Genomic DNA, 21,865 nt, shown 5'->3' on the forward strand with positions numbered 1-21,865 from the left:
CCAGGCCATGTCAGAAGAGGGCATGGCTGCTCTGCGGCTCCTGGCAGCAGGAGTTACTGACGATCCGTCGGATCGATGTGAGATCGACCATAGCGCAGCTTGCCTACATTTGAAGGCAAGCTGCGCTATGTTCCCCCTTCCGAGCGAAGCGCGGCAGACTGGTCCCACTTCCGCACCGAGAGGACACCATGCCGCTTCGCCGCGAACCGACCTTGCGCCAACGTCGGCTGGGCACAGAGATGCGCAGAATGCGCGAACAGGCAGGCCTCGGAGGCAGTCAGCTCGCTCGAACGCTTGGCCTGGCACCAACTCAGGTGACACAGATGGAGACCGGGAAGATCGGTGTCAGCGCTGACCGCTTGCGCACGGTTGCCGCAGCTTGCGGCTGCACTAACCGCCCCCTCATCGACGCGCTCGCAGAGATGGCAGTCGAACGCGGAAAGGGATGGTGGGAGGAGTATCGCGGGACGTTGTCCACCGACTTCCTTGAGATCGCCGAGCTTGAGGCGAACGCCCGCGAGATCTCAACCTGGGCGACCACATACATCCCCGGGCTACAGCAGACCGAGGCATACGCGGCTGCGGTGTTCTCCCGATTCATCCCCATCGCTCCGAGCCGTGACCTCGACACCCGAACGTCCTTCCGCATGCAGCGGCAAGAGGCTGTCCACCAGGGCGGAGTGCGCTGTGTGTCCTACATCCATGAAGCAGCACTGCGAATGCAGTTCGGAGGACCGCAGGTTCTTGCTGATCAGCTCGACTGCCTCATCTCCGACTCGCTCGCCGAACGGATCTCCGTCCGCGTAGTGCCCTTCGATCTCGATACCTTCCCTGGCGGCGGAGAGAACATCATGTTCCTTGAAGGCCCGGTGCCTGAGCTCGCCACTCTCCAGATGGATACTGGAGTGGGGAGCATGTACTTTGACGCCCAGCCGAGCCTGGTCTGGCATCGAGATGTGTTCGCACGCCTGAGCTCCGCCGCCCTCTCAGAACCTGAGTCGCGGGAGTTCATTCAATCCATCGGGGATGAGATGCGAGGCAAGTATGCGTGACTCCATATGGCAGAAGTCCAGCTATAGCGGGGCTTCCAATGAGTGTGTGGAAGTACGCAGAGCAGAAGGCCTCGTCGGACTCCGCGAGTCCGACGAGGCCGGCACCATTCTCCGCACCACCCCCGCCGCATTCGCCGCGCTCCTCCACGGCACCAAGCTCGGCGACTTCGACCACCACGCCTGACATTCTGGCCGCTCGCGCACCGACGCGAGCGGCCAGATCCTTCTGGAGGTCAGAATGTCCAACCAGAACTGACAGAAGTCCAACCACTCTGGCGCAAACAACGCATGCGTCGAGGTCCGCCAAGAGGGCAGCCTGATCGAACTCCGTGAGTCCGACGAAGGCCACCTCATCCTCCACACCACCCCAGCCACCTTCGCTGCGCTCCTCCACGGCATCAAGGCCGGAGGCTTCGAGCATCACACCTGGCGCCCAACACCTCGCGCCACACCACGCAAGGGACTGGACCACGGAGGCAAGCATGTCCGACTCTAAGTGGCAGAAGTCGAGCCACAGCGCGGCGAACAACGAGTGTGTCGAGGTTCGTGCGATAGACAAGCTCGTCGGACTCCGTGAGTCCGACGAAGGCCGTCTCATTCTCCGCACCACCCCTGCCGCATTCGCCGCGCTCCTGTGCGACATCAAGACCGGCGACTTCGACCACCACGCCTAACTCCTCGGCCGCTCTGGAGAAAAGCGATGCCTGATGACCACGAATGGCAGAAGTCCAGCTACAGCGGAGCTTCTAGCGAGTGCGTGGAGGTCCGCGCGGTTGGCAACCTCGTCGAACTCCGCGAATCCGACGAGGCCAGCATCATCCTCCGCAGCGCCCCCGCCACCTTCTCCGCCCTCCTCCACAGCACCAAGGCCGGCGACCTCGACCACCACGCCTAACCCCTCGGCCGCTCGCGCAACGGCGCGAGCGGCCGAGGCCCGTGCCGGTGCAGGCCACCGCTCAGCGAGACTGCGGGACGACGAATCCTCGCGCCGAGCCAGTCTGCGGTCGAGACCGGCCCGCGATCACCGTCAGAGCCTCATTGGTGATGTCCCGCCGGGTTGTGGCATCGGTGCTGTCGTACACCCTCCAACGTCCGGTCGGCTTGTCGGCATCTTCGAGGGAGACGACCCCTCGAATACCCAGGCGCCGGAGGGTGTTGGCCACTTCCCGGGCCTCGAGTTCGTCCATGCGTCCCGCTTTCTCCGTGCTCGGTGCGCCCAGGCTAGTGGGCCTTCTCCACCTCACCCTTACGACAGCCGGGGCGTAAAGTCCGGCCATGAGCGACACCCCTACACCCTGGCGCGAACTCGAACGAACCACCGTTTTCAGCAAGTTCGGCCGATCCGTGGACCAGGTCGACTTCGAACTGCCGGACGGCCGGAACGGCCAGTTCTTCCTCAAAAACGAGCGACCCGCAGGCGCGGTACTCGCCCTCACCCCCGATCGCCGAGTCATCCTCGCCCGCCAGTACCGCCCTGGTCCCGCGCGAATGCTCTACGACCTGCCCGGCGGCCTCCTCGAACCAGGCGAGGACGCACAAGCAGCCATCACTCGCGAACTCCTCGAGGAGACCGGCTACCAAGGCGATCTCCACCCCGCCGGCTGCTACTGGCTCGACGCCTACTCCAACGCCCTGCGCTACGCCTTCTACGCCACCGACTGCGTCAAAGTCGCCGAACCGCAGCTGGAGCAGAACGAGTTCATCGACGTCACCACCCTCTCCCTGGACGAGTTCCGCACCACCGTCCTCCGCAGCGGCGAGCTCACCGACGCCGCCGCGGCCTACATGGCCCTGGACGCCCTGCACCTCCTGTAGCCCGGACAGCAACCGCCCACCCGCACGGCCCCTCGCGCAGGATCGCGAGGGGCCGTGCGGGTTGGGCAAGTCGACCCCATTGCTAGCGGCGCTAGACAATCGAGCACAAGCAGGTCTAGCTTTGACCCGTGACCTAGCGGCGCTAGAAGCGTGCCGAAGCCGACCCGACCCCGCCTGGAGAGAACGATGTCGCTCAAGACCGTCAACACCGCCCTGACCGCCGCCCTGCTCCTCTTCGTCCTCTGGTTCGGGACGCGCTTCATCGTCTCCCCCGAGACCATCGCGCCGACCTTCGGCCTGCCGAGCTGGCCCTCCGGCGACGGCGACGGCTTCCTCCGGCTCAAGGGCATCCGCGACGTCGCAGGCGGCCTCCTCCTCGCGGCCCTCCTGCTGACCGGCCAACGCCGCGCCCTGGGCACGGTCATGCTGGTCGAGGCCCTCATCCCGATCGGCGACATGACCAACGTCCTCGCCCACCACGGCTCCACCACCGCCGCCTACGGCGTCCACGGCCTGACCGCGCTGGCCGTCATCGTCACGGGCCTGCTGACGCTGCACGAGACGCGCCGGACCACGACCATCGCCGCGCCCACCCCTGCCCCCGCCACGCGTTGAGCGCCCGGCGAGAACCGACCGACACGCCACGGCCCCTCGCGCCGATTCGCGCGAGGGGCCGTGGGACCGACTCCACTCAGTCCTCGTCGTCCGCCGGAGCAGTCGCGGGCAGCGGCCCCGGAACGGGCATCCCGTTGGGCCGGAGGCCGTTGCCACAGATGCGGGGCGCCCGGTCCTTCAGCCCCAGCAGCTTGAAGTAGTTCTGCCCGAGCGCGATGTCCCGGAACGCCGTGTCCCCCAGCGCCGCGTTGATCCGACTGGTGACCTCCAACTCCTGCTCGTACACCGCGTAATCCTTGTTCCGCGCCGCCACGAAATCCGTCCCCGGGATCGCCCGCTTCGGGTACCGGTCCAGGAAGGCCGCGTACTTCTCCCGATTGCCAGGCTTGCTGAAGTACAGGTCCTCCAGCACTCGCCAGCTCAAGTCGACCGTCAGGTTGGGGTGTTCGTCCAGCAGCCGCCCCAGGATGGCAATGTGCAGATCCGGGTCCATGCGGGTGAGTTCCTTGGACAACCCCATGTGCGCCCAGACGATCTTGTTGTTCGGGTACCGGTCGAGGATCTCCTCCATCAGGTGGAGGTACTTGGTGGGCTCGGCGTCGTTCCCGAGGTCCGAGTGGAAGGTCACCGGGATGCCCCGGTCCTCGTACACCTTCATGAACGGCGCCCAGCGCGGAATGTCCTCACTCGTCGCGGGCTCCGCCAGGTTGGGGAACAGGGCCTGCTTCACCACGTTCACCTCGCCGGCCCAGCGGAACATCCCCGGGTACTCGCGGTCGAGCAGCGCGATCCCGTCGGGAACCGTCTCGGGGTGGTGCAGGTCCATGAAGGTCATCGACAGCGCGAGGCTCGGGTCCGTGGGCCGGAACTCGCGCAGGCTCTCGGCGTTGGCGAAGTCGTTGCGCATGCGGGGGCGGACGGGCGTGCCGGGGCAGTCGAGGTAGTAGGTGCAGTCCGAATCGGCCGGAAGCACCTGCCCGATGCCGAACATGTTGGCGTGGTGAACACCGGTCTTGGTCAGGTACCCGTTGACCTCCTCGAAGGGGATGGCCCGGCCCCCGAACGGGCGGAAGTGCAGGTGGGCGTCGACCACGGAGGTGTACGGCCGCTTCGACCGGTCGAAGCAGTCCCGCGCCGCCGCCAGCGCCTCACCCGCCCCGGCGGGCGAGACGACGACCGCCGCCGCGGCCACGCTGACGGCGAAGGCGGTCAGCCGCCTGCCGGTCCGTTGGCTTCTCCTCATGTGCTGCCTCCACGTAGTGCCGTGAACTGCCACACAGAAGAGTTAGCTGACGAAGCATCACCACTCGACGACGCCTCGGAGTGTCGCCCGCCGACGCCCGCCCGAACGGACGCAACCCGGCCACCCGCACTCCCTAGAGCGCTTCCAGGTTCGCGCGGAGGGTGGCCATCGTTTCGGCGACGCGAGCGAGGTCGTCCTGCGACACCCCCGCCGTGAGCGCGGCGAGCTCGGCCTCGACGACCGGACGGGCGGCGGCCAGCCGTTCCTCCCCCTCGGGGGTCAGCTTCAGCAGCGACGACCTGCGGTCCTGCGGGTGCGCCTCCCGCACGCACCAGCCCGTGGCGACCAGCCGGTCGACCGCCTTGCTGACCGCGCCCACCGTGATCGCCAGCTCGCCGACCAGGTCCTGCACGCGACACCCCTGCACGCGATCGATGATCTCCAGGAACTCGAACTGCCCGAGCCCGAGGTCCAGTTCGTCGCGCAGCCGCGCGCTCACCGTGTTGTACAGGCGGGTCTCGACCCGTACCAGGTCCACGAACACCGGCGTGACGCGCATCACAGTCCTCCAATAGATTCCCGGGAATCATCTTCCCTGGAATCAGGCTACTCTTGCGGCAGATCGATTCCCAGGAATCAATCCTCGCGTCCCATCCCAACCCCGGAGGCCCGTCATGTCCGACCTCGCCACCCAGCGCGACGCGTTCGCCGCCATCATCTCCCGGCCCCTCCCGGAGGGCGTGACCGTCCGGCGGACCGTCCTCGGCGGCCGCCCGACCCTCGACCTGGAGCCCGCCGGCGCCACCGGCCCGGCCCGCCTCCTCTTCTTCCACGGCGGCAGCTACGCCCTGGGCTCCCCCGACACCCACGCCGGCTTCACCGGCGAACTGGCCCGCCGCGCCGGTGTCCGCGCCCTCTCCGTCGACTACCGGCTCGCGCCCGAGCAGCCCTTCCCCGCCGCCGTCGAGGACGGCTTCGCCGCCTACCGCGACCTCCTCGACTCCGGCACCGACCCGCGCAACCTCGTCCTGGCCGGGGACTCCGCCGGCGGCGGCCTCGTCCTCGCCACCCTGCTCCAGGCCCGGGACGCCGGGCTGCCGATGCCCGCCGCCGCCGTCCTCTTCTCCCCCTGGACCGACCTCACCGTCTCCGGAGGCAGCGCCGTCTCGAAGGAGGGCATCGACCCGATCTTCACCAAGGCCGGTATCCGCGACGGCGCCGACCTCTACCTCGGCGCGGCCGACCCCGCGCAGCCCCTGGCCAGCCCGGTGTTCGCCGACCTCACGGGCCTCCCGCCGCTGCTCATCCAGGTCGGCGCGAGCGAGCTGCTGCTCGACGACTCCGTCCGCCTGGCCGGCCGCGCGGGCGCGGACGACGTGGACGTCACCCTGGAGGTCGGGGCCCGCCTCACCCACGTCTTCCAGCTCGACTTCGCCACCAACCCCGCGGCGGACGCCGCCCTCGACCGCGCCGCCCGCTTCCTCACCGCGCACCTGTGAGCCGGGGCGCGCCACAACCCGCACCGTCGACGCCGACGGCCCCGGCGACCGAAACCTGGTCGCCGGGGCCCACCACGCGATCGTCACCCCCGTTCGAGCGCCGCAGCAGCCTCCTCCGGCGCCTCCATGACGATCGAGTGGTAGCTCTCGATCCGCGACACGATCGCCTCCCGGGGCCCGGAACGCCACGCGTCGCTCGCGTAGAACGCCTCCTCCTGCTCCCGGTGTTCCTCGATCGAGGCGAACGCCCGTATCAGGTAAGCCTCTTCGTGCCCGTCCTCGGCGACCAGCGACATCCCGCAGGCCACCACCCGGACCCCGGCCTCCTCCAGCAGCGGCACGGACTCCTCGCGCATCACGCGGACGAACTCCTCGCCGCTGCCCGGCTTCAGCCTGTACGTGCGGATCTCGAGAATCATCGTGCGGCTCCCCGTCTCGGTGCGAAGCCCCGAGGCTACTCACCGGACCGCAGCGGCTCCCCCGTCCGGTGCAGGTGCCCGAGGATCTCCCGGTACGACCGCGCCAGCCCCACCTCGTAGTACGCGATCCCCTTCTCCGCGCAGAACTGCCGGGTGATCCGCGCCGCCCGCCGCAGCGCCGGTGTCGGCATGCTCGGGAAGAGGTGGTGCTCCACCTGGTAGTTGAGGCCGCCCATCACCGAATCCACGAGCACCCCGCCCCGCACGTTGCGTGACGTCAGCACCTGCCGCCGCAGGAAGTCCAGCTTCATCTCGGGCGTCACCATCAGCATGCCCTTGTGGTTCGGGGCGAAGACGCATCCCAGGTACACGCCCAGCAGCGCCTGGTGGACGGCCAGGAAGGCCACGGCCTTGCCCGCCGGGAGCGCCGCGAACACCATCCCGAAGTACGCCAGGAAGTGCGCGACCAGCAGCGCGCCCTCCAGCAGCGGCCGCTTCATCGTCGGCCGCCGAAGCGCCCGGAAGCTGTTGTAGCTGAGGTTGAGCCCCTCCAGCAGCAGCAACGGGAAGAACAGGTACGCCTGCCGCCGCCCGATGAACCGCGCCAGCCCGCTCGCCTCCCGGGCCTGCCGCTGCGACCACACCACCAGGTCCGGCGAGACGTCCGGGTCCCGCTCCTCGTGGTTGGGGTTCGCGTGGTGGCGGGTGTGCTTGTTCATCCACCAGCCGTAGCTCATCCCCATCAGCAGGTTGGCCGCGACGAGCCCGCCGGCCTCGCTGGGCCTGCGCCGGTCGAAGACCTGGCGGTGCGCCAGATCATGGGCCATCAGGCCGACTTGGGCGAACACCACCGACAGGCCCGCCGCCAGCGCCAGCTGCCACCAGCTGTCGCCGAGCGCGAACACCGCCCACCACCCGCCGCCGAACGCGGCGAGCACCAGCCCCGACCGTGCGGCGTAGTACCCCTTCCGCCGGTCGAGCAGTCCCTCGGCCGCGATCCGGCGGCTCAGCTGCGCGAAGTCGCTGCCGTCTCCCCGCAGTTGGCGGGCGGGGGCGGGCGCCTTGGTCATGACGTCTGTGGACATGCCCCGAGTCTCGCCCGAGGGCCCACCCCGCCAGAACGGGGAAGGCACCCGTCCCGTACGGGTGTTAACCCCCGCCCGGCGGCGGGTGTCAGCCTCCCCCACGCCCGAGTCCCCGCGCCCCCGACGGCCGACGCGCGGCGGTTCGGGTGAAGTTCCCGGCGCGGCGCCCCGAAGCCTCCGGCGCCCGGGAAGCCTCCTGCGAGGCGGCCGCTCGCCCGGAGCGGCCGCACCCCCACCCGGGAGTCCCCCCGCATGCGCCTCGCCCCACGTCACGCCGTCGCGCTCGCCGCCGTCGCCGCGCTGTCCGCCGCCCTGACCACTCCCGCCAGTGCCGTCCACGGCGCTCCGCGGGGCCCGTCCGGCCGGTACGTCAACCTGCACCAGTGCGTCTACAACAGCCCGCTCTCGGACGAGACCCACTTCGACCTCATGACGACGCTGGTCCCCAGCAGCGACGGGCGGTTCGCCGCCGGGACGGACATCTCCGACACCCCCGTCCCCTCCGCGGTGTGCGGCCCGGGGGACGGGAACTACGAGCTCGACGTCTACACCGCCGCCGAGCCCTACGACCGGACGGCCGGACGCTACCTCAACCTGCACCAGTGCATCTTCTGGAGCGACTACAACAAGGACCACCTCACCACCGTGGTGGGCACCACCGACGTCAAGTTCGTCGCGGGCACCAACATCTCCGACACCCGTGACACCGCCGTCGTCTGCGGCGGAGGCGGCACCGACCACCCCATCCCCCTGCTGTCCAGCGCCACCCCCCTGGACCTGACCGCCGGGCGGTACCTCAACCTGCACCAGTGCCTGTACTACTTCGACCGCTACCGCGACCACATGACGACCTTCGCCCCCAGCGGGGACGGGCGCTTCAAGGCCGGGACGAACGTCTCCAACACCCCCGACACCAAACCGTCCTGCGGCCCCGGGGACGGGAACTACCAGCTCATCCCGCTACTCTCGGGCGTCAAGTCCCTCCCCCTGACCTGACACACCGACCGCGGGGCCGGTTCACACCGGCCCCGCCCCGGCGAACAGCTCGTCCAGGTGGTGCCGCAGGATCGCCAGCGCCTCCTCACCGTCCCGCTGGCCGCCGAGCACGCTCGATCCGAGCCCGTTGACCATCGCCAGCAGCCCGGCCGCCGCCATCGCCGTGTCCCGGCCCGGCGCGATCTGCCCGGCCTCCCGCGCCGCCGCCAACTGCCGTGCCAGGAAGCCCTCCAGGACCGCGGGCGGCTGCGCGGCCCTCGCCTCCAGCACCTCCGGATCGCTGAGCACCAGCGCGTAGTACGCCGCGTACGTGCGGGCGATCCGGCGGCTCTCCGCGTCCGTCGGCAGGATGCAGGACAGGATGGCCGTCACCACCTCACGCGGGGCCCGCGCCTCGCCGATCCAGCGCTCCATCCGGGCCTGCAAGTGGGTACCCAGCCGGGCGAGGGCGTCCAGCAACAGGCCCTGCTTCGTCGTGAAGTAGTACTGGACGAGCCGCAGCGAGACGCCCGCCTCCGTGGCGACCGCGCGCATGCTCGCCGACTGCAGCCCCTCGGTGTCGGCGATGCGCAGCAGCGCCTCGGCGATCTGCCGCCGCCGCTCCTCGTGCTCGACCTTCTCCGCCATGTCCGGCGCCCTCCTCCTCCTTGGTACACCCGTATCATGCCTGTGATACACATGTACCATGCGAATCAGCGAGTTCAGGAACGCCAAGGCCGAAGCCCGCTACCGCGCCGCCTACGACCGTGCCCTCACCCTGCTCTGGCCCGGCGCCCGCACCACCCTGACCATCCCGACGAGCTACGGCACCACCCGCGTCTACCGCGCGGGCCCCGCCACCGGGGAGCCGATCGTCCTGCTCCCCGGCTCCGGCGGCAACGCCCTCATGTGGCACGCCCACCTCGCGCCCCTCGCCCGACGGCACCCCGTCATCGCCGTCGACCCCGTCGGCGAACCCGGCGCCAGCGTGCAGAGCGCGCCCATCCGCACCGGGCAGGACGCCGCCGACTGGTTCGAGGAGCTCCTCGCCGCCCTCGGCCTCCCCACCGCCCACGTCGTCGGCTGCTCCTACGGCGGCTGGGTCGCCCTCCACCACCAGATCCGCCACCCCGGCCGCACCAGCCGCCTCACCCTCGTCGACGCGGCGGGCCTGGCCGACCTGCGCAAGGGCTTCTACCGCTGGATCATCCTCGGCGGCCTCGCCGCCCTCGCCCCGCGCGCACTCAGGCCCGCCCTCGCCCGCGGGCTGCGCAACACCGCCATCCTCGACACCGAACTGATGACCCTGCTCCGCGCCTCCACCGGCTTCCGCCGCCGCCTGCCCCTCGCCACGACCCTCACCGACGAGGAACTCCGCAGCCTCAGCGCCCCCACCCTCGCCCTGCTCGGCGAACACAGCGCCCTCCACGACGCCCCCACCACCGCCGAACGCCTGCACCGCCTCGCCCCGGCCGTCACCGTCCGCATCGTCCCCGACGCCGGGCACTCCCTCACCACGGACGCGCCCGACGCCGTCCTGAACGCCGTCCTGGACCCCGGCCTGGACCCCGGCCTCAGATAGCCGGCCCGATCCCCTCCGGGAGACCGGCCACCACCAGGGCGACGGCCTCCTCCGGAGTCCCGGTCCGCGCCACCAACTCGCCCGCGTTCCACACCTCGTACAGCCCCCCGTCCGCTCCGTACACCCCGCCCTCGTACGGGCACAGGACGTACCCGACCTTCGAGCTCGACGGCTCCTCGATCGTGGTGGAGAACCAGAGGTTGAAGTGGCTGTTGACCGGCATCAGCCCCCGCAGCACGGGCTGGGCGTACGCCGCCGCCAGCACCGCGTGGGCGCGCGGGTGCCGGTTGTACGGCGGCGTGTGGACGCGGTCGAGCTTGATGAGCCAGGCCAACTCGACCCTGCCGAAAGGTTTCTGCTCATGGGCGAGGGCCCAGGGCCGGTACCGGACGAACGAGGCGCGCGCCTTCGTCTCCTCAAGCCCCGCGCCGACCATCCACGCCGACGCCGCCCTGACCACCTTGGCCAGGTCCGAGGACGCCCCGAAGGCCAGGGGCGCCCGGTTGCCCTGGAGCCGCACGTGGAAGGCCCGCCGCCCGCTGTCGGGCGGGTACACCATCACCCGTCGGCCGCTCTCCTCGTCGACGTACTCCGCGAGACGCCCCCACTTCCCGTCCGCCTCGGGCAGTTCGAGCCCCAGCTCCGCCGCCGCACCCCTCATCGCGGCCTGCAGAGCACCGTCCTCCCACCTGACCCTGCTGCCCGCACCCGCCCCTGAGTTCATGACCCCAGTGTGCCCGAACCACCCCGCCCGAAGCCGAGGAGCCGAGGAGCCGAGGAGCCGACCGCCCTCACCCCTGCTGCGGCGGGCGGCGGCGCATCGCCACCAGGAGGAGCACCGCCGCCGTGACGCCGGCGGCGGTGCGCAGGACGTCCGGGGCCATGGACCAGCTGAACTGGCCCAGCGGGGCGGAGGTCTGGACGCCCGCGCCGGCGCCGGCGGCGTGCTTGGCGCGCTGCATGGCGAGGAGGGTGGTGACGGTCATCGTGACCATCGGGATGCCGAGGATGACGAACTTGCGCATCAGGTCGGACATCTGGCGCGACAGGTAGCCCAGGCCCCACCCCGCCAGCATGGCCGGGAAGAAGCCGGTGACGGCGCCGCCGGTCAGCAGGCCGCAGGAGAGCAGGAGCAGCGGGGACGGCTTGCGCACGCCCTTCGCCGAGGCCGAGGAAGCCTTCGCCCGGGCCTTCCGGGGGGCGGGCGCGGCCTTGGCCTTCCTCTCCCTGCGCGCCTTCTTCCCGCGCGCGGCCGGTGCGGCCTCCGGCGGTACGGGCGGCTGCGGCGGTGCCGCCGGGTCGGCCTCGCCGGTGCGCTGCTCGGGGATGGGCCTCGGCGCCGGGGCCGCGCCGCCCTCCGAGAAGTCGAACATCGTCATCGTCCACGGCCCGTGGCTCGACACCGAGGACGGCGGCGGCCCCGGCGGCGGCTGCGTGTCCGGGGTGACGCGCGGGGGCTCCAGCGGAACGGACTCGATGCCGCCCGCACTCGGCGCCGGCGGGTCGTACACGCTGTCCTCGGCAGGAGCCGCAGGAGCCGAAGGAGCCGAAGGAGCTTCAGGGGGAGCAGCAGGAGGAACCGGCGCACCCCCCGAACGGTCGCTCCACGGCCCGCTCTTGCGCCACCACTCGCCGTCCGTCATCCCGCCGACACCCCGCCTCGCCCGTACCCGACCGCCCACCGAACCGCCCTCGCCGTGACGCTACCCACCACGCCCCCACCCGCGCGAGTCCAACGCGGCCCCCGCACCGGGTGCACGGCGCTCCCCCGCCGTCGGCCCGCCCGACTAACCTAGGTCGAATGACCACACAGCAGGGCCCCCAACGCCAGGGCAGGGCAGCCGCCGGCCCCCGCACCCTCGCCGAGGAGCTGCGCGCCCGCCCCGACGACGCGCTCGCCACCCTGCTGCGCTCCCGGCCCGACCTGCTGAACCCCGTCCCCGGCGACCTCACCCAGCTGTCCGCCCGGCTCTCCTCCCGCGCCTCCGCGCTGCGCGCCCTGGAGCGGCTGGACCGCTTCACCCTCCAGACGGCCGAGGCCCTGGCCACCGCCCCGGACGGCACGAGCCTCGCCACCGTACGGACGCTGCTGACCGGCCCGACGAAGGTCAAGCCGCACCCCGGCGCCACCCCGCTCACCCCGGCCGACCGCTCCGCCGTCGCCGCCGCCCTGCCCCGGGCGCTGGCCACCCTGCGCGACCGGGCGCTGCTCTGGGGCCCCGACAACGGCCTGCGCCTGGTCCTCGCCGCCCGCGAGGCCCTCGCCCCGACGGCCGCCAACCCCGGGCGTACGGGCCTGGGCCCGACCCTCGCCGAGGCCACGGTCGGCATGTCCCCGGCCCGGCTCCAGCAGCTGCTCGCCTCCGCCGGGCAGCCCGCCACGCCGGACCCGGTCACCGCCGTCGCCGCCCTGACCGCCCTGCTCACCGACCGCGCCCGCTGCGCCGCCCTGCTGGAGACGGCCCCCGAGCCCGCGCTGCGGCTGCTGGAGCGGCTGGTCTGGGGCCCGCCCACCGGCACCGTCCCGGACGCCACCCGCCCGGTGACGGCCGAGGACGCCCAGAGCCCCGTCGAATGGCTGCTCGCCCGGGGCCTGCTGCTGCCCAGCAGCCCCGGCAGCGTCGTGCTGCCCCGCGAACTCGCCCTGCACCTGCGCGGCGGCCGCAGCCACCGCACCGTCGAGCCCGCGCCGCCGGAGCCCGCGCCCGCCGCCGCCCCGCGCGAGACCCAGGTGGTGGACGCCGCCGCGGCCGGCCAGGCGCACACCGCCGTGCGCACCGTCGAGGAACTGCTCGAGGCCTGGGGCCTCAACCCGCCGCCCACCCTGCGCGCCGGGGGCCTGGGCGTGCGCGACCTCAAGCGCACCGCGCAGACCCTGGAGACCACCGAGCGGCAGACCGCGTTCTGGCTCGAACTCGCCTACGCCGCGGGCCTGCTGGCCCCGGACGGCGAGGCCGACGAACGCTGGGCCCCCACCCCCGGCTACGACGCCTGGCTCCACCTGGACACCGCCGAGCGCTGGTCCGTCCTCGCCTCCGCCTGGCTCGCCGCCACCCGCGTGCCCGCCCTCACCGGCACCCCGGACGGCAAGGGCAAGCCCCGCGCCGCCCTCGGCCCCGAGCTCGACCGCACCCTCGCCCCGTCCGTGCGCCGCGCCGCCCTCGCCCTGCTGGCCGAACTCCCGCCCGGCACCCCGGCCACCGCCGAGGAGCTGCTCCCCACCCTGCGCTGGCAGCGCCCCCTGCGCGGTGGCCCCGTCGGCCCGGACGGCCGCGAGCTGCGCGACAACCTCGCCACCTGGGCGCTGGAGGAGGCCGAACTCCTCGGAATCACCGGCCGCGGCGCCCTCGCCGCCCCCGCCCGCGCCCTGCTCACCGCCGAGTCCGACCCGGCCGAGGTGCTCGCCCCGCTGCTGCCGCAGCCGCTGGACCACGTGATCCTCCAGCCGGACCTCACCGCGATCGCCCCCGGCCCGCTGCTCACCCCGCTCGCCCAGGCCCTCGCCCTCTGCGCCGACATCGAGTCCAAGGGCGGCGCCACCGTCTACCGCTTCACCCCGCACTCCGTACGCCGCGCCCTGGACGCCGGTCGCACCGCAGCCGACCTGCAGACCTTCCTGGCCCAGCACAGCCGCACGCCCGTCCCCCAGCCGCTGAGCTACCTGATCGACGACGTCGCCCGCCGGCACGGCATCCTGCGCGTCGGCGCCGCCTCCTCGTACCTGCGCTGCGACGACCCCTCACTGCTGAACGAGGTCCTCGCCGACCGCCGCTCCGCCGAGCTGAGGCTGCGCCTGCTCGCCCCGACCGTCCTCGCCTCCCAGGCCGCCCCGGACGTCCTGCTCTCCACCCTGCGGACCATGGGCTACGCGCCCGCCGCCGAATCCGCCGAGGGCGACGTGCTGATCACCCGCCCCGACAGCCACCGCACCCCGCCCCGCACGGCCCCGGTGCCCGTCCCGGACGGCCCGCCCACCCCGGACGACACCCTGCTCGCCGCCGCCGTCAAGGCCATCCGCGCCGGCGACCGCGCCGCCACCGCCACCCGCCGCGAGCCCGCCCCCGACCCGCGCGGACTGCCCCGCACGGCCGCCGCCGACACCCTCGCCGCGCTCCAGACCGCCGTCCTGCTCGGCGAGCGGATGTGGATCGGCTACCTCAACGCCGAGGGCATCGCCAGCCAGCGCATCATCGACCCGGTCAAGGTCGAAGGCGGGTACGTCACCGCCTTCGACCACCACGCGGACGAGCTGCGCACCTTCGCCCTGCACCGCATCACGGGCGTCGCGGAGCTCGACGAATGAACCCCTGAAAGGCTCAGTGCCCGGTCGCCCCCTTCATCTTCTCCTGCACGGCGTGGTCGGCCACGCTGCCGATCTCGCCCTGCCCGATGGGCAGCGAGCCGCCGCCCACCTGGTCGGCGATCAGGAATCCGGGCGCCGCCAGCAGCCCGCCGGGCCCCTCGCCGATGCCCGCGAGGGCGTGGGCGGAACCGGCGGAGGAGGCGGTGGCCGCGAAGGCCGTGCCCATCAGGGCGAGGGCGGTGAGAACACGCTTCGAGGTCTTCATGGCCAGCTCAACGAGCGAGCACGGACTGTGGTCACTCGAAGCGGTTGACGGGCGGTCGCACCCGGCGTAGTCCGGAAGGACAGGGGGTTTCACAGAGGAGGCATCATGCTCGGCGAACTGATCGGCGAGGTCAGCGGCAAGGACACCGGCCGACGGGTCCTCGCGGCCGCCGACGGACACGCGGTCGTCGAGGTGTCGTTCGAGGGCACCAGCGGCTACTACGGAGTCTCGGTCTCCGGCTTCGGCACCTACGAGACCGAACTGCGCGCCGACGGCACCCTGTTCGGCGACGGCCAGGGCGTCGACATGACCGCCGACGGTCAGACCGTCACCTGGCACGGCAGCGGCCTCGGCCACTTCACCGACGGAGGCGTCGTCCAGTACCGCGGCGCGATCTTCTTCTCCACCATCGCCCCGCAGCTGGAGAAGCTCAACGGCGTCGTCGGCGTCTTCGAGTTCGACGTCGCCCCGGACGGCACCTCCACCGGCAGGATCTACGAGTGGAAGTAGCCCGGCGCCCATAGCCCGGCGCCCGTAGCTCGTAGCTCGTAGCCCGTCACACGACGCCGGGAATGAGCGACACTGGAGGGTCTGCGCCAACGCAGACGTGTCAGCCAGTGGAGGGCTCCCCCGCGTGAACGACGGACCGCTCATCGTCCAGAGCGACAAAACTCTTCTCCTGGAGATCGACCACCCCAAGGCCTCCGACTGCCGCCGCGCCATCGCGCCCTTCGCCGAGCTCGAGCGCGCCCCCGAGCACGTCCACACGTACCGGGTGACACCGCTCGGCCTGTGGAACGCGCGAGCGGCCGGCCACGACGCCGAGCAGGTGGTGGACGCCCTGGTGAAGTACTCCCGCTACCCGGTGCCGCACGCGCTGCTGGTGGACGTGGCCGACACCATGGGCCGCTACGGGCGGCTCCAGCTCGTCAAGCACCCCACCCACGGACTCGTGCTCACCACCACCGACCGGCCGGTGCTGGAGGAGGTGCTGCGCTCCAAGAAGATCGTGCCGCTGGTCGGCACCCGGGTCGATCCGGACACCGTGATCGTGCACCCCTCCGAGCGCGGCCAGATCAAGCAGGTGCTGCTCAAACTCGGCTGGCCCGCCGAGGACTTCGCCGGGTACGTCGACGGCGAGGCGCACCCCATCGACCTGGACGAGGACGGCTGGCAGCTGCGCCCGTACCAGGAGCAGGCCGTCGAGGGCTTCTGGCACGGCGGCTCGGGCGTCGTCGTGCTGCCCTGCGGCGCCGGCAAGACGCTGGTCGGCGCGGCCGCGATGGCGCACGCCAAGTCGACCACGCTGATCCTGGTCACCAACACCGTCTCGGCCCGCCAGTGGAAGCACGAACTGGTCAAGCGCACCTCGCTCACCGAGGACGAGATCGGCGAGTACAGCGGCACGAGGAAGGAGATCCGCCCGGTCACCATCGCCACCTACCAGGTGATGACCACCAAGCGGAAGGGCGTCTACGCGCACCTGGAGCTGTTCGACGCCCGCAACTGGGGCCTGGTCGTCTACGACGAGGTGCACCTGCTGCCCGCACCCGTCTTCAAGTTCACCGCCGACCTCCAGGCCCGCCGCCGCCTCGGCCTGACCGCCACGCTGGTGCGCGAGGACGGCCGCGAGGGAGACGTGTTCAGCCTCATCGGCCCCAAGCGCTTCGACGCGCCGTGGAAGGAGATCGAGGCCCAGGGCTACATCGCGCCCGCCGACTGCTGCGAGGTGCGCGTCACCCTGACCGACTCCGAGCGGCTGGCCTACGCCACCGCCGAGCCGGAGGAGCGCTACCGCTTCTGCGCCACCACGGCGACCAAGCGGCGGGTGGTGGAGGCGCTGGTCAGGAAGCACGAGAAGGACCAGACGCTGATCATCGGCCAGTACATCGACCAGCTGGACGAGCTCGGCGAGGCCCTCGACGCGCCCGTGATCAAGGGCGAGACCAGCAACGCCCAGCGCGAGAAGCTCTTCGACGCCTTCCGCAACAAGGAGATCGGCGTCCTGGTCGTCTCCAAGGTCGCCAACTTCTCCATCGACCTGCCCGAGGCGACCGTCGCCATCCAGGTGTCGGGGACCTTCGGCTCCCGCCAGGAGGAGGCCCAGCGCCTCGGCCGCGTCCTGCGCCCGAAGGCGGACGGGCACTCGGCGCACTTCTACTCCGTCGTCGCCCGGGACACCGTGGACCAGGACTTCGCCGCCCACCGGCAGCGCTTCCTGGCCGAGCAGGGCTACGCGTACCGGATCATCGACGCGGACGACGTGCTGTAGCTCCTGAAACACTCAGTACCGGACACCGTCGCGCCCGAGGAAGATCACGCGCGCGGCGGTGTCCAGGGCGATCCCGACGTTGCGGAAGGCGACGCTCAGCGGGCTGCGGTGACGGGCGGCCGCGACGGTCGCACCGGCCGGGACAGTGGGGTTCTCGTCTCGTGTGCTCATGTCTTCAACGGTAGGTACCCGACCGGCCCACGGCATCACTCCGAAGGCCGTATCCACCGCGCCGCCCGTCCTCCTGCGGGTGTAGGAGCACCCCCGAGACCTGCGGGGCTGGAACCCCGAGGCGGACGGGTCTAAGATCGTCCGTCTGCCCCCTCCCGCACCGTGGTACCTGCTGAAGTCACGCAGGCAGCCGGGGGAGGCGTCGACCGCACGGCAACCGGTCGGCTCTACCCACCGTGAGCTCCATCGATCCGCTGCGCCCGCCACCGGGGCAGCCGGGAAGGTTCGCTGTGCCCGCCACCCCCACCACCGACCCCCTCCAGCGCGAACGCGACCACCTGGCCGCCTCCAGGGCCGCGCTGCGAGCGATGCGCGCGGACGTCGAGTCGCTCGACATCCGCGACGTGACCGGCACCTGGGTCACCGCCGTCATCCTCCAGAACCAGATCGAGGCCAGGATCGCCGCCCTGGCCGACCTCTCCGACACCCCGCTGTTCTTCGGCCGCCTCGACTACCTCCACGCGATCAGCGAGGAGCTCAGCGAGGGAGGAGGGGGAGAGAACTTCTACATCGGCCGCCGCCACGTCCACGACGCGGACGGCGACCCGATGGTCATCGACTGGCGCGCGCCCGTCTCCCAGCCCTTCTACCGGGCCAGCCGCACCGAGCCGATGGACGTCGACCGCCGCCGCCGCTTCGGCTACACCGGCGGCGAACTCACCGCCTACGAGGACGAGCACCTCTCCGACCCGGCGGAGAAGGAGACGGCCTCCGCCCTCCTCGCCGCCGAGATCGAGAAGCCCCGCGTCGGCCCGATGCGCGACATCGTCGCCACCATCCAGCCCGAGCAGGACGAGATCGTCCGCTCCGACATCTCCGGCACCATCTGCGTCCAGGGGGCGCCCGGCACCGGCAAGACCGCCGTGGGCCTGCACCGCGTCGCGTACCTGCTGTACGCGCACCGCGAGCGCCTCGCCCGCACCGGCACCCTGGTGATCGGCCCCAACAACGCCTTCCTCTCCTACATCGAGCAGGTGCTCCCCGCCCTCGGCGAGCTGGAGGTCGGCCAGGCGACGGTGCAGCAGCTCGTCGGCCACGTCGAGGTGCGCGGCGAGGACACCCCCGAGGCGGCCCGGCTCAAGGGCGACGCCCGGATGGCCGAGGTGCTGCGCAGGGCCGTACGGTCGGGCATCACCCTGCCCACCGAGCCCTGCGTGGTCGTCCGCGGCTCCCGCCGCTACCGCGTCCCCGTCCACGAACTCGTGCAGATCATCGAGGAGTTGAAGGCCCGCGACAGCCGCTACGGCGCCGCCAGGGACGCCCTGCCCCAGCGCATCGCGCACACCGTGCTGCTCAAGATGGAGCAGTCCGGCGAGGCCCCCGACGACCGGGTGCAGGACGCGGTGGCCCGCAACGCCGCCGTCAAGGCCGTGGCCAAGGAGTGCTGGCCCGCCGTCGACCCGGCCAAGCTGGTGCTGCGGCTGCTCTCCGACCCCGAGTTCCTCGCCGCCTGCGCCGAGGGCGTGCTGAGCGCCGAGGAGCAGGCCGCCGTCCTGTGGCCCAAGCCCGGCCGCTCGGTCAAGACCGCCCGCTGGACGCAGGCCGACGCCGTCCTCGTCGACGAGGCGACGGACCTGGTGCAGCGCACCCCCTCGCTCGGCCACGTGGTGCTCGACGAGGCCCAGGACCTCTCCCCGATGCAGTACCGCGCCGTCGGCCGCCGCTGCACCACCGGCTCGGCGACCGTCCTCGGCGACCTCGCCCAGGGCACCACCCCCTGGGCGACGGCCAGTTGGCCCGAGGCGCTGCACCACCTCGGCAAGCCGGAGGCGCACATCGAGGAGCTGACCAAGGGCTTCCGCGTGCCCGAGGAGGTCATCGTCTACGCCTCCCGGCTGCTGCCCTCGATCGCCCCGGGCCTGGCCCCGGCCACCTCGGTGCGCGAGACGCCCGGCTCGCTGGCGATCCGCGAGGTCGCCGCCGAGGAGCTGACCGAGGCCGTCCTCGACGCCTGCCGCCGGGCGCTGACCCACGAGGGCTCGACCGGCCTGATCGCCGCCGACGCCCGGATCCCGCTGTTCGCCGAGGCCCTGGAGGCGGCGGGCCTGCCGTTCCTCTCCCCCGGCACCGAGACCAGCGCGAGCGCCCGCCTCACCCTCGTCCCGGCCTCGCTGGCCAAGGGCCTGGAGTACGACTACGTGGTGCTGGACGAGCCGGCCGCCGTGGTCGCCGGGGAGCCGGACGAGCGCACGGGCCTGCGCCGGCTGTACGTGTCGCTGACCCGCGCCGTCTCCGGCCTGACGGTGCTGCACGCCGAGCCGCTGCCGGAGCAGCTGCTCTAGGCACGCGAAAGGGCCGGCACCGTGGCCGGCCCTTTCGTACGGCTTCGTACGGCGTCTCAGGCGTCGATGAGCGCCCGCCACTCGGCGACCTTGGCCGCGTCCACCGGCGTCAGCCAGCCGTCCGCGCGCACGGCCCCGCCGACGTGGAAGGCGTCGAAGCCCTCCGCCCGCAGCTCCTCGATGTGCTCGGCCCGCAGGCCCCCGCCGATCAGGATCCGCTGCCCGTAGCCCGGCTCGCCCCGGCGCGCCAGCTCGGCCGCCAGCACCTCGCGCCCGGCGTCGACCCCCGCGGCCGCGCCGGAGGTCAGGAAGGTGTCCAGGCCCGGCAGGCCGGACACGGCGGCCCGGAGGGCGGCCCGGTCGGCGCTGTGGTCGATCGCCCGGTGGAAGGTCCAGCGGCAGCCGGCCACGGCCTCGGCGACGGCCGTGGTGGCGGCCAGGTCGACGGCGCCCTCGGCGTCGAGGAACCCGAGGACGAACTCCTCGGCGCCCTCGGCCCGCAGCGCGGCGGCCCGGGCGCACAGCTCGTCCAGGTCGCCGGGGGCGAAGCCGTCCCGGATGCGGAGCATCACCCGCAGCGGGATCGCGACGGCGGCCCGGATCCGGGCGAAGTCCTCGACGGACGGGGTGAGCCCGTCGGCGGCCATGTCGGTGACCAGTTCGAGCCGGTCGGCGCCGCCCGACTCGGCGGCCTGGGCGTCCTGGGGCGTCAGCGCGATGACTTCGAAAATTGGTCTAGACATATCAGACAGCCTGCCACATCGCACGGAACGCGGCGAGCCCCCGGCACCCGGCCGGGGGCTCGCTCACGCGTACGGCGACCGAACGATCGGGCGCCCGGACTGATCAGGCACGCACCTGCCCGGGCCGCCGCCGCAACCCGTACACCGCCAGCGCCGCCATCGCCAGCAGGATCGCCACCGGCACCGCCGTCGACATCAGGTGCGAGATCCCACCCGACTCGCGCCAGATGTTGAACAGGCTGCCCGGCCCGGTCAGCGCCAGCACCGCCACGCCCACCGCGGCCGGGACGGCCCTCCCGCGCAGCGCGGTCAGGGTCAGCACCAGCGGGGCGACCAGCATCAGCACGAACCACTGCCGGTCCACCGGGAAGCCCGTGTCGTCCCAGCTCTGGACGGCCGCCAGCAGCCCACCCGAGGCCACCGAGGCCAGCACCAGGCCGCCCGCCCGCAGGGAGGGCCTGGGCAGCAGGTCGGTCGGCGCCGCGAGCAGCAGCAGCGCGGCGAACACGAACGGCAGCGTGGCCATCCCGATGTACCCCGGCCACCAGACGTCGTCGAAGTGCGAGTCGACGAAGGCCCCGCCCAGCTCGCCCAGCGCCATCACACCGAGGAACAGGGCCAGCCCGCGCGCCGCCGTCCACCGGCCCAGCGTCGCCGCCACCACGAGCAGCATGGCGCCCACCGGCTGGAAGAACACCTCCGCGTAGGCGGAGAGCGAGTGGTTCCAGCTGAGCAGGAAGGTCACCCGGTCCGGCGCGGCCAGCCAGGGCACCAGCGCCGCCCCGGCCACCGCCCCGGCGATCATCGGCGCGACCAGCGCCAGCAGCCGGCCCGCCGCCGTGGAGCCCGTCAGCCCGGCGCGCACCCGCAGGCCGTACAGCGCCAGGTCGAACACCTCCCGGGCCACGGCGGAGCGCCCGGCCCGCGCCGTGCTGTCGGCGAAGACGGCGGCCAGCTCCTCGCCCCGCTCCCGCCGGTACCCGGCCGGGTAGAGCTGGAGCACGGCCCGCAGCGCACCCGAGGGCGCCGAGGGCGCACCGATCGTCGGTGTGGTCATGTCGCACTCCCCCCTGCCGTGGACGCGCCCTTCGCGTCGGCCCCGCCCCACAGCATCGACCGGACCTTGGAGAGGCGGCGCTCCGCCTCGGTGGCCACCGCCCGCAGCCGCTCCGCCTCGGAGGCCAGCGCCGCCCGGCCGGTGGCCGTCAGCGCGTAGCTGCGCCGGGCCCGGCCGTCGACGACCTCCTCCGCGGCGACCTCGATCAGGCCCTGCTGGAGCAGCCGGTCGAGGGCGCCGTACAGGGTGCCGGTGCGCATCTTCACCCGGCCGTCCGAGATCGCGGCGACCTCCTGGATGAGCGCGTAGCCGTGCCTGGGGGCGTCGGCCAGGGCGGTGAGCAGCAGCAGCGTCGGCTCCTGCATGGAGCGTTCTGTCATACGACTACATATATCGCCGAACGGCATATCTGTCCAGAGCCCACCGC

General features: G+C 72.2%; 26 protein-coding genes and 1 pseudogene. 14 read left to right on the plus strand and 13 right to left on the minus strand.

Annotated elements, in window-relative coordinates; genetic code table 11:
- Positions 1–188 precede the first annotated feature (188 nt).
- The 5 genes and pseudogenes from ACIBCA_RS26160 to ACIBCA_RS26180 all read left to right on the plus strand — a co-directional run bounded on the left by ACIBCA_RS26160 (position 189) and on the right by ACIBCA_RS26180 (position 1,947).
- Positions 189–1,052 carry a helix-turn-helix domain-containing protein gene (locus tag ACIBCA_RS26160; RefSeq protein ID WP_396285435.1) on the plus strand — a complete coding sequence of 288 codons (864 nt, stop codon included), beginning with the start codon at positions 189–191 and terminating at the stop codon, positions 1,050–1,052.
- A complete protein-coding gene (locus tag ACIBCA_RS26165; protein ID WP_396285436.1) occupies positions 1,045–1,236 on the plus strand; it encodes a DUF397 domain-containing protein in 192 nt (63 codons plus the stop codon). Before ACIBCA_RS26160 ends, ACIBCA_RS26165 begins: the two co-directional genes overlap by 8 nt.
- Before the next feature lie 84 nt (positions 1,237–1,320).
- A pseudogene (locus ACIBCA_RS26170) lies at positions 1,321–1,548 on the plus strand (DUF397 domain-containing protein); the annotation flags it as partial.
- Positions 1,535–1,726, plus strand: a complete 192-nt coding sequence (locus tag ACIBCA_RS26175) for a DUF397 domain-containing protein (protein WP_396285437.1) — start codon at positions 1,535–1,537, stop codon at positions 1,724–1,726. The pseudogene ACIBCA_RS26170 and the gene ACIBCA_RS26175, both read left to right, overlap by 14 nt.
- A 26-nt stretch (positions 1,727–1,752) precedes the next feature.
- On the plus strand, positions 1,753–1,947 hold the full coding sequence (locus ACIBCA_RS26180; protein ID WP_396285438.1) for a DUF397 domain-containing protein: 195 nt from the start codon (positions 1,753–1,755) through the stop codon (positions 1,945–1,947).
- Positions 1,948–2,008: 61 nt separating this feature from the next.
- Here ACIBCA_RS26180 and ACIBCA_RS26185 read toward each other — a convergent pair whose 3' ends face one another.
- A complete protein-coding gene (locus ACIBCA_RS26185; RefSeq protein WP_396285439.1) occupies positions 2,009–2,239 on the minus strand; it encodes a hypothetical protein in 231 nt (76 codons plus the stop codon).
- Between the two features lie 88 nt (positions 2,240–2,327).
- On the opposite strand from ACIBCA_RS26185, the gene ACIBCA_RS26190 reads away from it, so the two are divergent.
- The gene (locus ACIBCA_RS26190; protein WP_396285440.1) at positions 2,328–2,867 is read left to right on the plus strand and encodes an NUDIX hydrolase; all 540 of its coding nucleotides are present in this window, start codon (positions 2,328–2,330) and stop codon (positions 2,865–2,867) included.
- 186 nt (positions 2,868–3,053) lie between these two features.
- Positions 3,054–3,482: a DUF4267 domain-containing protein gene (locus ACIBCA_RS26195; RefSeq protein ID WP_396285441.1), complete on the plus strand. Its 429-nt coding sequence runs from the start codon at positions 3,054–3,056 to the stop codon at positions 3,480–3,482.
- Positions 3,483–3,558: 76 nt separating this feature from the next.
- Here the strand turns inward: ACIBCA_RS26195 and ACIBCA_RS26200 are convergent, their stop codons facing one another.
- Positions 3,559–4,725, minus strand: a complete 1,167-nt coding sequence (locus tag ACIBCA_RS26200; RefSeq protein WP_396285442.1) for an amidohydrolase family protein — start codon at positions 4,723–4,725, stop codon at positions 3,559–3,561.
- A gap of 133 nt (positions 4,726–4,858) precedes the next feature.
- Positions 4,859–5,284, minus strand: coding sequence for a MarR family winged helix-turn-helix transcriptional regulator (locus tag ACIBCA_RS26205; protein ID WP_396285443.1), 426 nt, complete (start codon positions 5,282–5,284; stop codon positions 4,859–4,861).
- A gap of 115 nt (positions 5,285–5,399) precedes the next feature.
- Between ACIBCA_RS26205 and ACIBCA_RS26210 the strand changes: the two genes are divergently transcribed.
- Complete coding sequence (locus ACIBCA_RS26210) at positions 5,400–6,224, plus strand: alpha/beta hydrolase (protein ID WP_396285444.1); 825 nt, start codon at positions 5,400–5,402, stop codon at positions 6,222–6,224.
- Between the two features lie 83 nt (positions 6,225–6,307).
- Here ACIBCA_RS26210 and ACIBCA_RS26215 read toward each other — a convergent pair whose 3' ends face one another.
- Together ACIBCA_RS26215 and ACIBCA_RS26220 are read right to left on the minus strand one after the other, a co-directional pair.
- Positions 6,308–6,643: an NIPSNAP family protein gene (locus ACIBCA_RS26215; RefSeq protein WP_396285445.1), complete on the minus strand. Its 336-nt coding sequence runs from the start codon at positions 6,641–6,643 to the stop codon at positions 6,308–6,310.
- Between the two features lie 35 nt (positions 6,644–6,678).
- Positions 6,679–7,728 carry a fatty acid desaturase family protein gene (locus ACIBCA_RS26220; RefSeq protein WP_396285446.1) on the minus strand — a complete coding sequence of 350 codons (1,050 nt, stop codon included), beginning with the start codon at positions 7,726–7,728 and terminating at the stop codon, positions 6,679–6,681.
- 252 nt (positions 7,729–7,980) lie between these two features.
- Between ACIBCA_RS26220 and ACIBCA_RS26225 the strand changes: the two genes are divergently transcribed.
- On the plus strand, positions 7,981–8,724 hold the full coding sequence (locus ACIBCA_RS26225; protein WP_396285447.1) for a hypothetical protein: 744 nt from the start codon (positions 7,981–7,983) through the stop codon (positions 8,722–8,724).
- A gap of 21 nt (positions 8,725–8,745) precedes the next feature.
- On the opposite strand, the gene ACIBCA_RS26230 is transcribed toward ACIBCA_RS26225, so the two are convergent.
- A complete protein-coding gene (locus ACIBCA_RS26230; RefSeq protein ID WP_396285448.1) occupies positions 8,746–9,351 on the minus strand; it encodes a TetR/AcrR family transcriptional regulator in 606 nt (201 codons plus the stop codon).
- A 58-nt stretch (positions 9,352–9,409) separates the two neighbouring features.
- Here ACIBCA_RS26230 and ACIBCA_RS26235 point away from each other — a divergent pair, with 58 nt between their 5' ends.
- The gene (locus ACIBCA_RS26235) at positions 9,410–10,285 is read left to right on the plus strand and encodes an alpha/beta fold hydrolase (protein ID WP_396285449.1); all 876 of its coding nucleotides are present in this window, start codon (positions 9,410–9,412) and stop codon (positions 10,283–10,285) included.
- Here the strand turns inward: ACIBCA_RS26235 and ACIBCA_RS26240 are convergent.
- Together ACIBCA_RS26240 and ACIBCA_RS26245 are read right to left on the minus strand one after the other, a co-directional pair.
- Complete coding sequence (locus ACIBCA_RS26240) at positions 10,278–11,009, minus strand: DUF6193 family natural product biosynthesis protein (RefSeq protein ID WP_396285450.1); 732 nt, start codon at positions 11,007–11,009, stop codon at positions 10,278–10,280. The genes ACIBCA_RS26235 and ACIBCA_RS26240 overlap by 8 nt on opposite strands.
- 67 nt (positions 11,010–11,076) lie before the next feature.
- Positions 11,077–11,796, minus strand: coding sequence for a hypothetical protein (locus tag ACIBCA_RS26245; protein ID WP_396285451.1), 720 nt, complete (start codon positions 11,794–11,796; stop codon positions 11,077–11,079).
- 290 nt (positions 11,797–12,086) lie between these two features.
- Here ACIBCA_RS26245 and ACIBCA_RS26250 point away from each other — a divergent pair, with 290 nt between their 5' ends.
- On the plus strand, positions 12,087–14,588 hold the full coding sequence (locus ACIBCA_RS26250; RefSeq protein ID WP_396285452.1) for a helicase-associated domain-containing protein: 2,502 nt from the start codon (positions 12,087–12,089) through the stop codon (positions 14,586–14,588).
- Positions 14,589–14,601: 13 nt separating this feature from the next.
- Here ACIBCA_RS26250 and ACIBCA_RS26255 read toward each other — a convergent pair whose 3' ends face one another.
- The gene (locus ACIBCA_RS26255; RefSeq protein WP_031063943.1) at positions 14,602–14,853 is read right to left on the minus strand and encodes a hypothetical protein; all 252 of its coding nucleotides are present in this window, start codon (positions 14,851–14,853) and stop codon (positions 14,602–14,604) included.
- Between the two features lie 105 nt (positions 14,854–14,958).
- Here ACIBCA_RS26255 and ACIBCA_RS26260 point away from each other — a divergent pair, with 105 nt between their 5' ends.
- Together ACIBCA_RS26260 and ACIBCA_RS26265 are read left to right on the plus strand one after the other, a co-directional pair.
- Positions 14,959–15,363 (plus strand): hypothetical protein, encoded by a 405-nt coding sequence (locus tag ACIBCA_RS26260; RefSeq protein ID WP_396285453.1) that lies wholly within the window; start codon positions 14,959–14,961, stop codon positions 15,361–15,363.
- A gap of 124 nt (positions 15,364–15,487) precedes the next feature.
- On the plus strand, positions 15,488–17,125 hold the full coding sequence (locus ACIBCA_RS26265; protein WP_396285454.1) for a DNA repair helicase XPB: 1,638 nt from the start codon (positions 15,488–15,490) through the stop codon (positions 17,123–17,125).
- Positions 17,126–17,137: 12 nt separating this feature from the next.
- On the opposite strand, the gene ACIBCA_RS26270 is transcribed toward ACIBCA_RS26265, so the two are convergent.
- Positions 17,138–17,296 carry a hypothetical protein gene (locus tag ACIBCA_RS26270; RefSeq protein ID WP_396285455.1) on the minus strand — a complete coding sequence of 53 codons (159 nt, stop codon included), beginning with the start codon at positions 17,294–17,296 and terminating at the stop codon, positions 17,138–17,140.
- 254 nt (positions 17,297–17,550) lie between these two features.
- Between ACIBCA_RS26270 and ACIBCA_RS26275 the strand changes: the two genes are divergently transcribed.
- Positions 17,551–19,638 carry a HelD family protein gene (locus tag ACIBCA_RS26275; RefSeq protein WP_396285533.1) on the plus strand — a complete coding sequence of 696 codons (2,088 nt, stop codon included), beginning with the start codon at positions 17,551–17,553 and terminating at the stop codon, positions 19,636–19,638.
- A 56-nt stretch (positions 19,639–19,694) separates the two neighbouring features.
- On the opposite strand, the gene ACIBCA_RS26280 is transcribed toward ACIBCA_RS26275, so the two are convergent.
- The 3 genes from ACIBCA_RS26280 to ACIBCA_RS26290 form a co-directional block, all read right to left on the minus strand.
- The gene (locus tag ACIBCA_RS26280) at positions 19,695–20,381 is read right to left on the minus strand and encodes a copper homeostasis protein CutC (protein ID WP_396285456.1); all 687 of its coding nucleotides are present in this window, start codon (positions 20,379–20,381) and stop codon (positions 19,695–19,697) included.
- A 103-nt stretch (positions 20,382–20,484) separates the two neighbouring features.
- Positions 20,485–21,438: a hypothetical protein gene (locus tag ACIBCA_RS26285; RefSeq protein WP_396285457.1), complete on the minus strand. Its 954-nt coding sequence runs from the start codon at positions 21,436–21,438 to the stop codon at positions 20,485–20,487.
- The gene (locus ACIBCA_RS26290; protein ID WP_396285458.1) at positions 21,435–21,818 is read right to left on the minus strand and encodes a PadR family transcriptional regulator; all 384 of its coding nucleotides are present in this window, start codon (positions 21,816–21,818) and stop codon (positions 21,435–21,437) included. Before ACIBCA_RS26290 ends, ACIBCA_RS26285 begins: the two co-directional genes overlap by 4 nt.
- Between the last annotated feature and the right edge of the window lie 47 nt (positions 21,819–21,865).

Origin of the sequence: Kitasatospora sp. NPDC051170 (assembly GCF_044455705.1) — a bacterium.
Lineage (GTDB): Bacteria > Actinomycetota > Actinomycetes > Streptomycetales > Streptomycetaceae > Kitasatospora.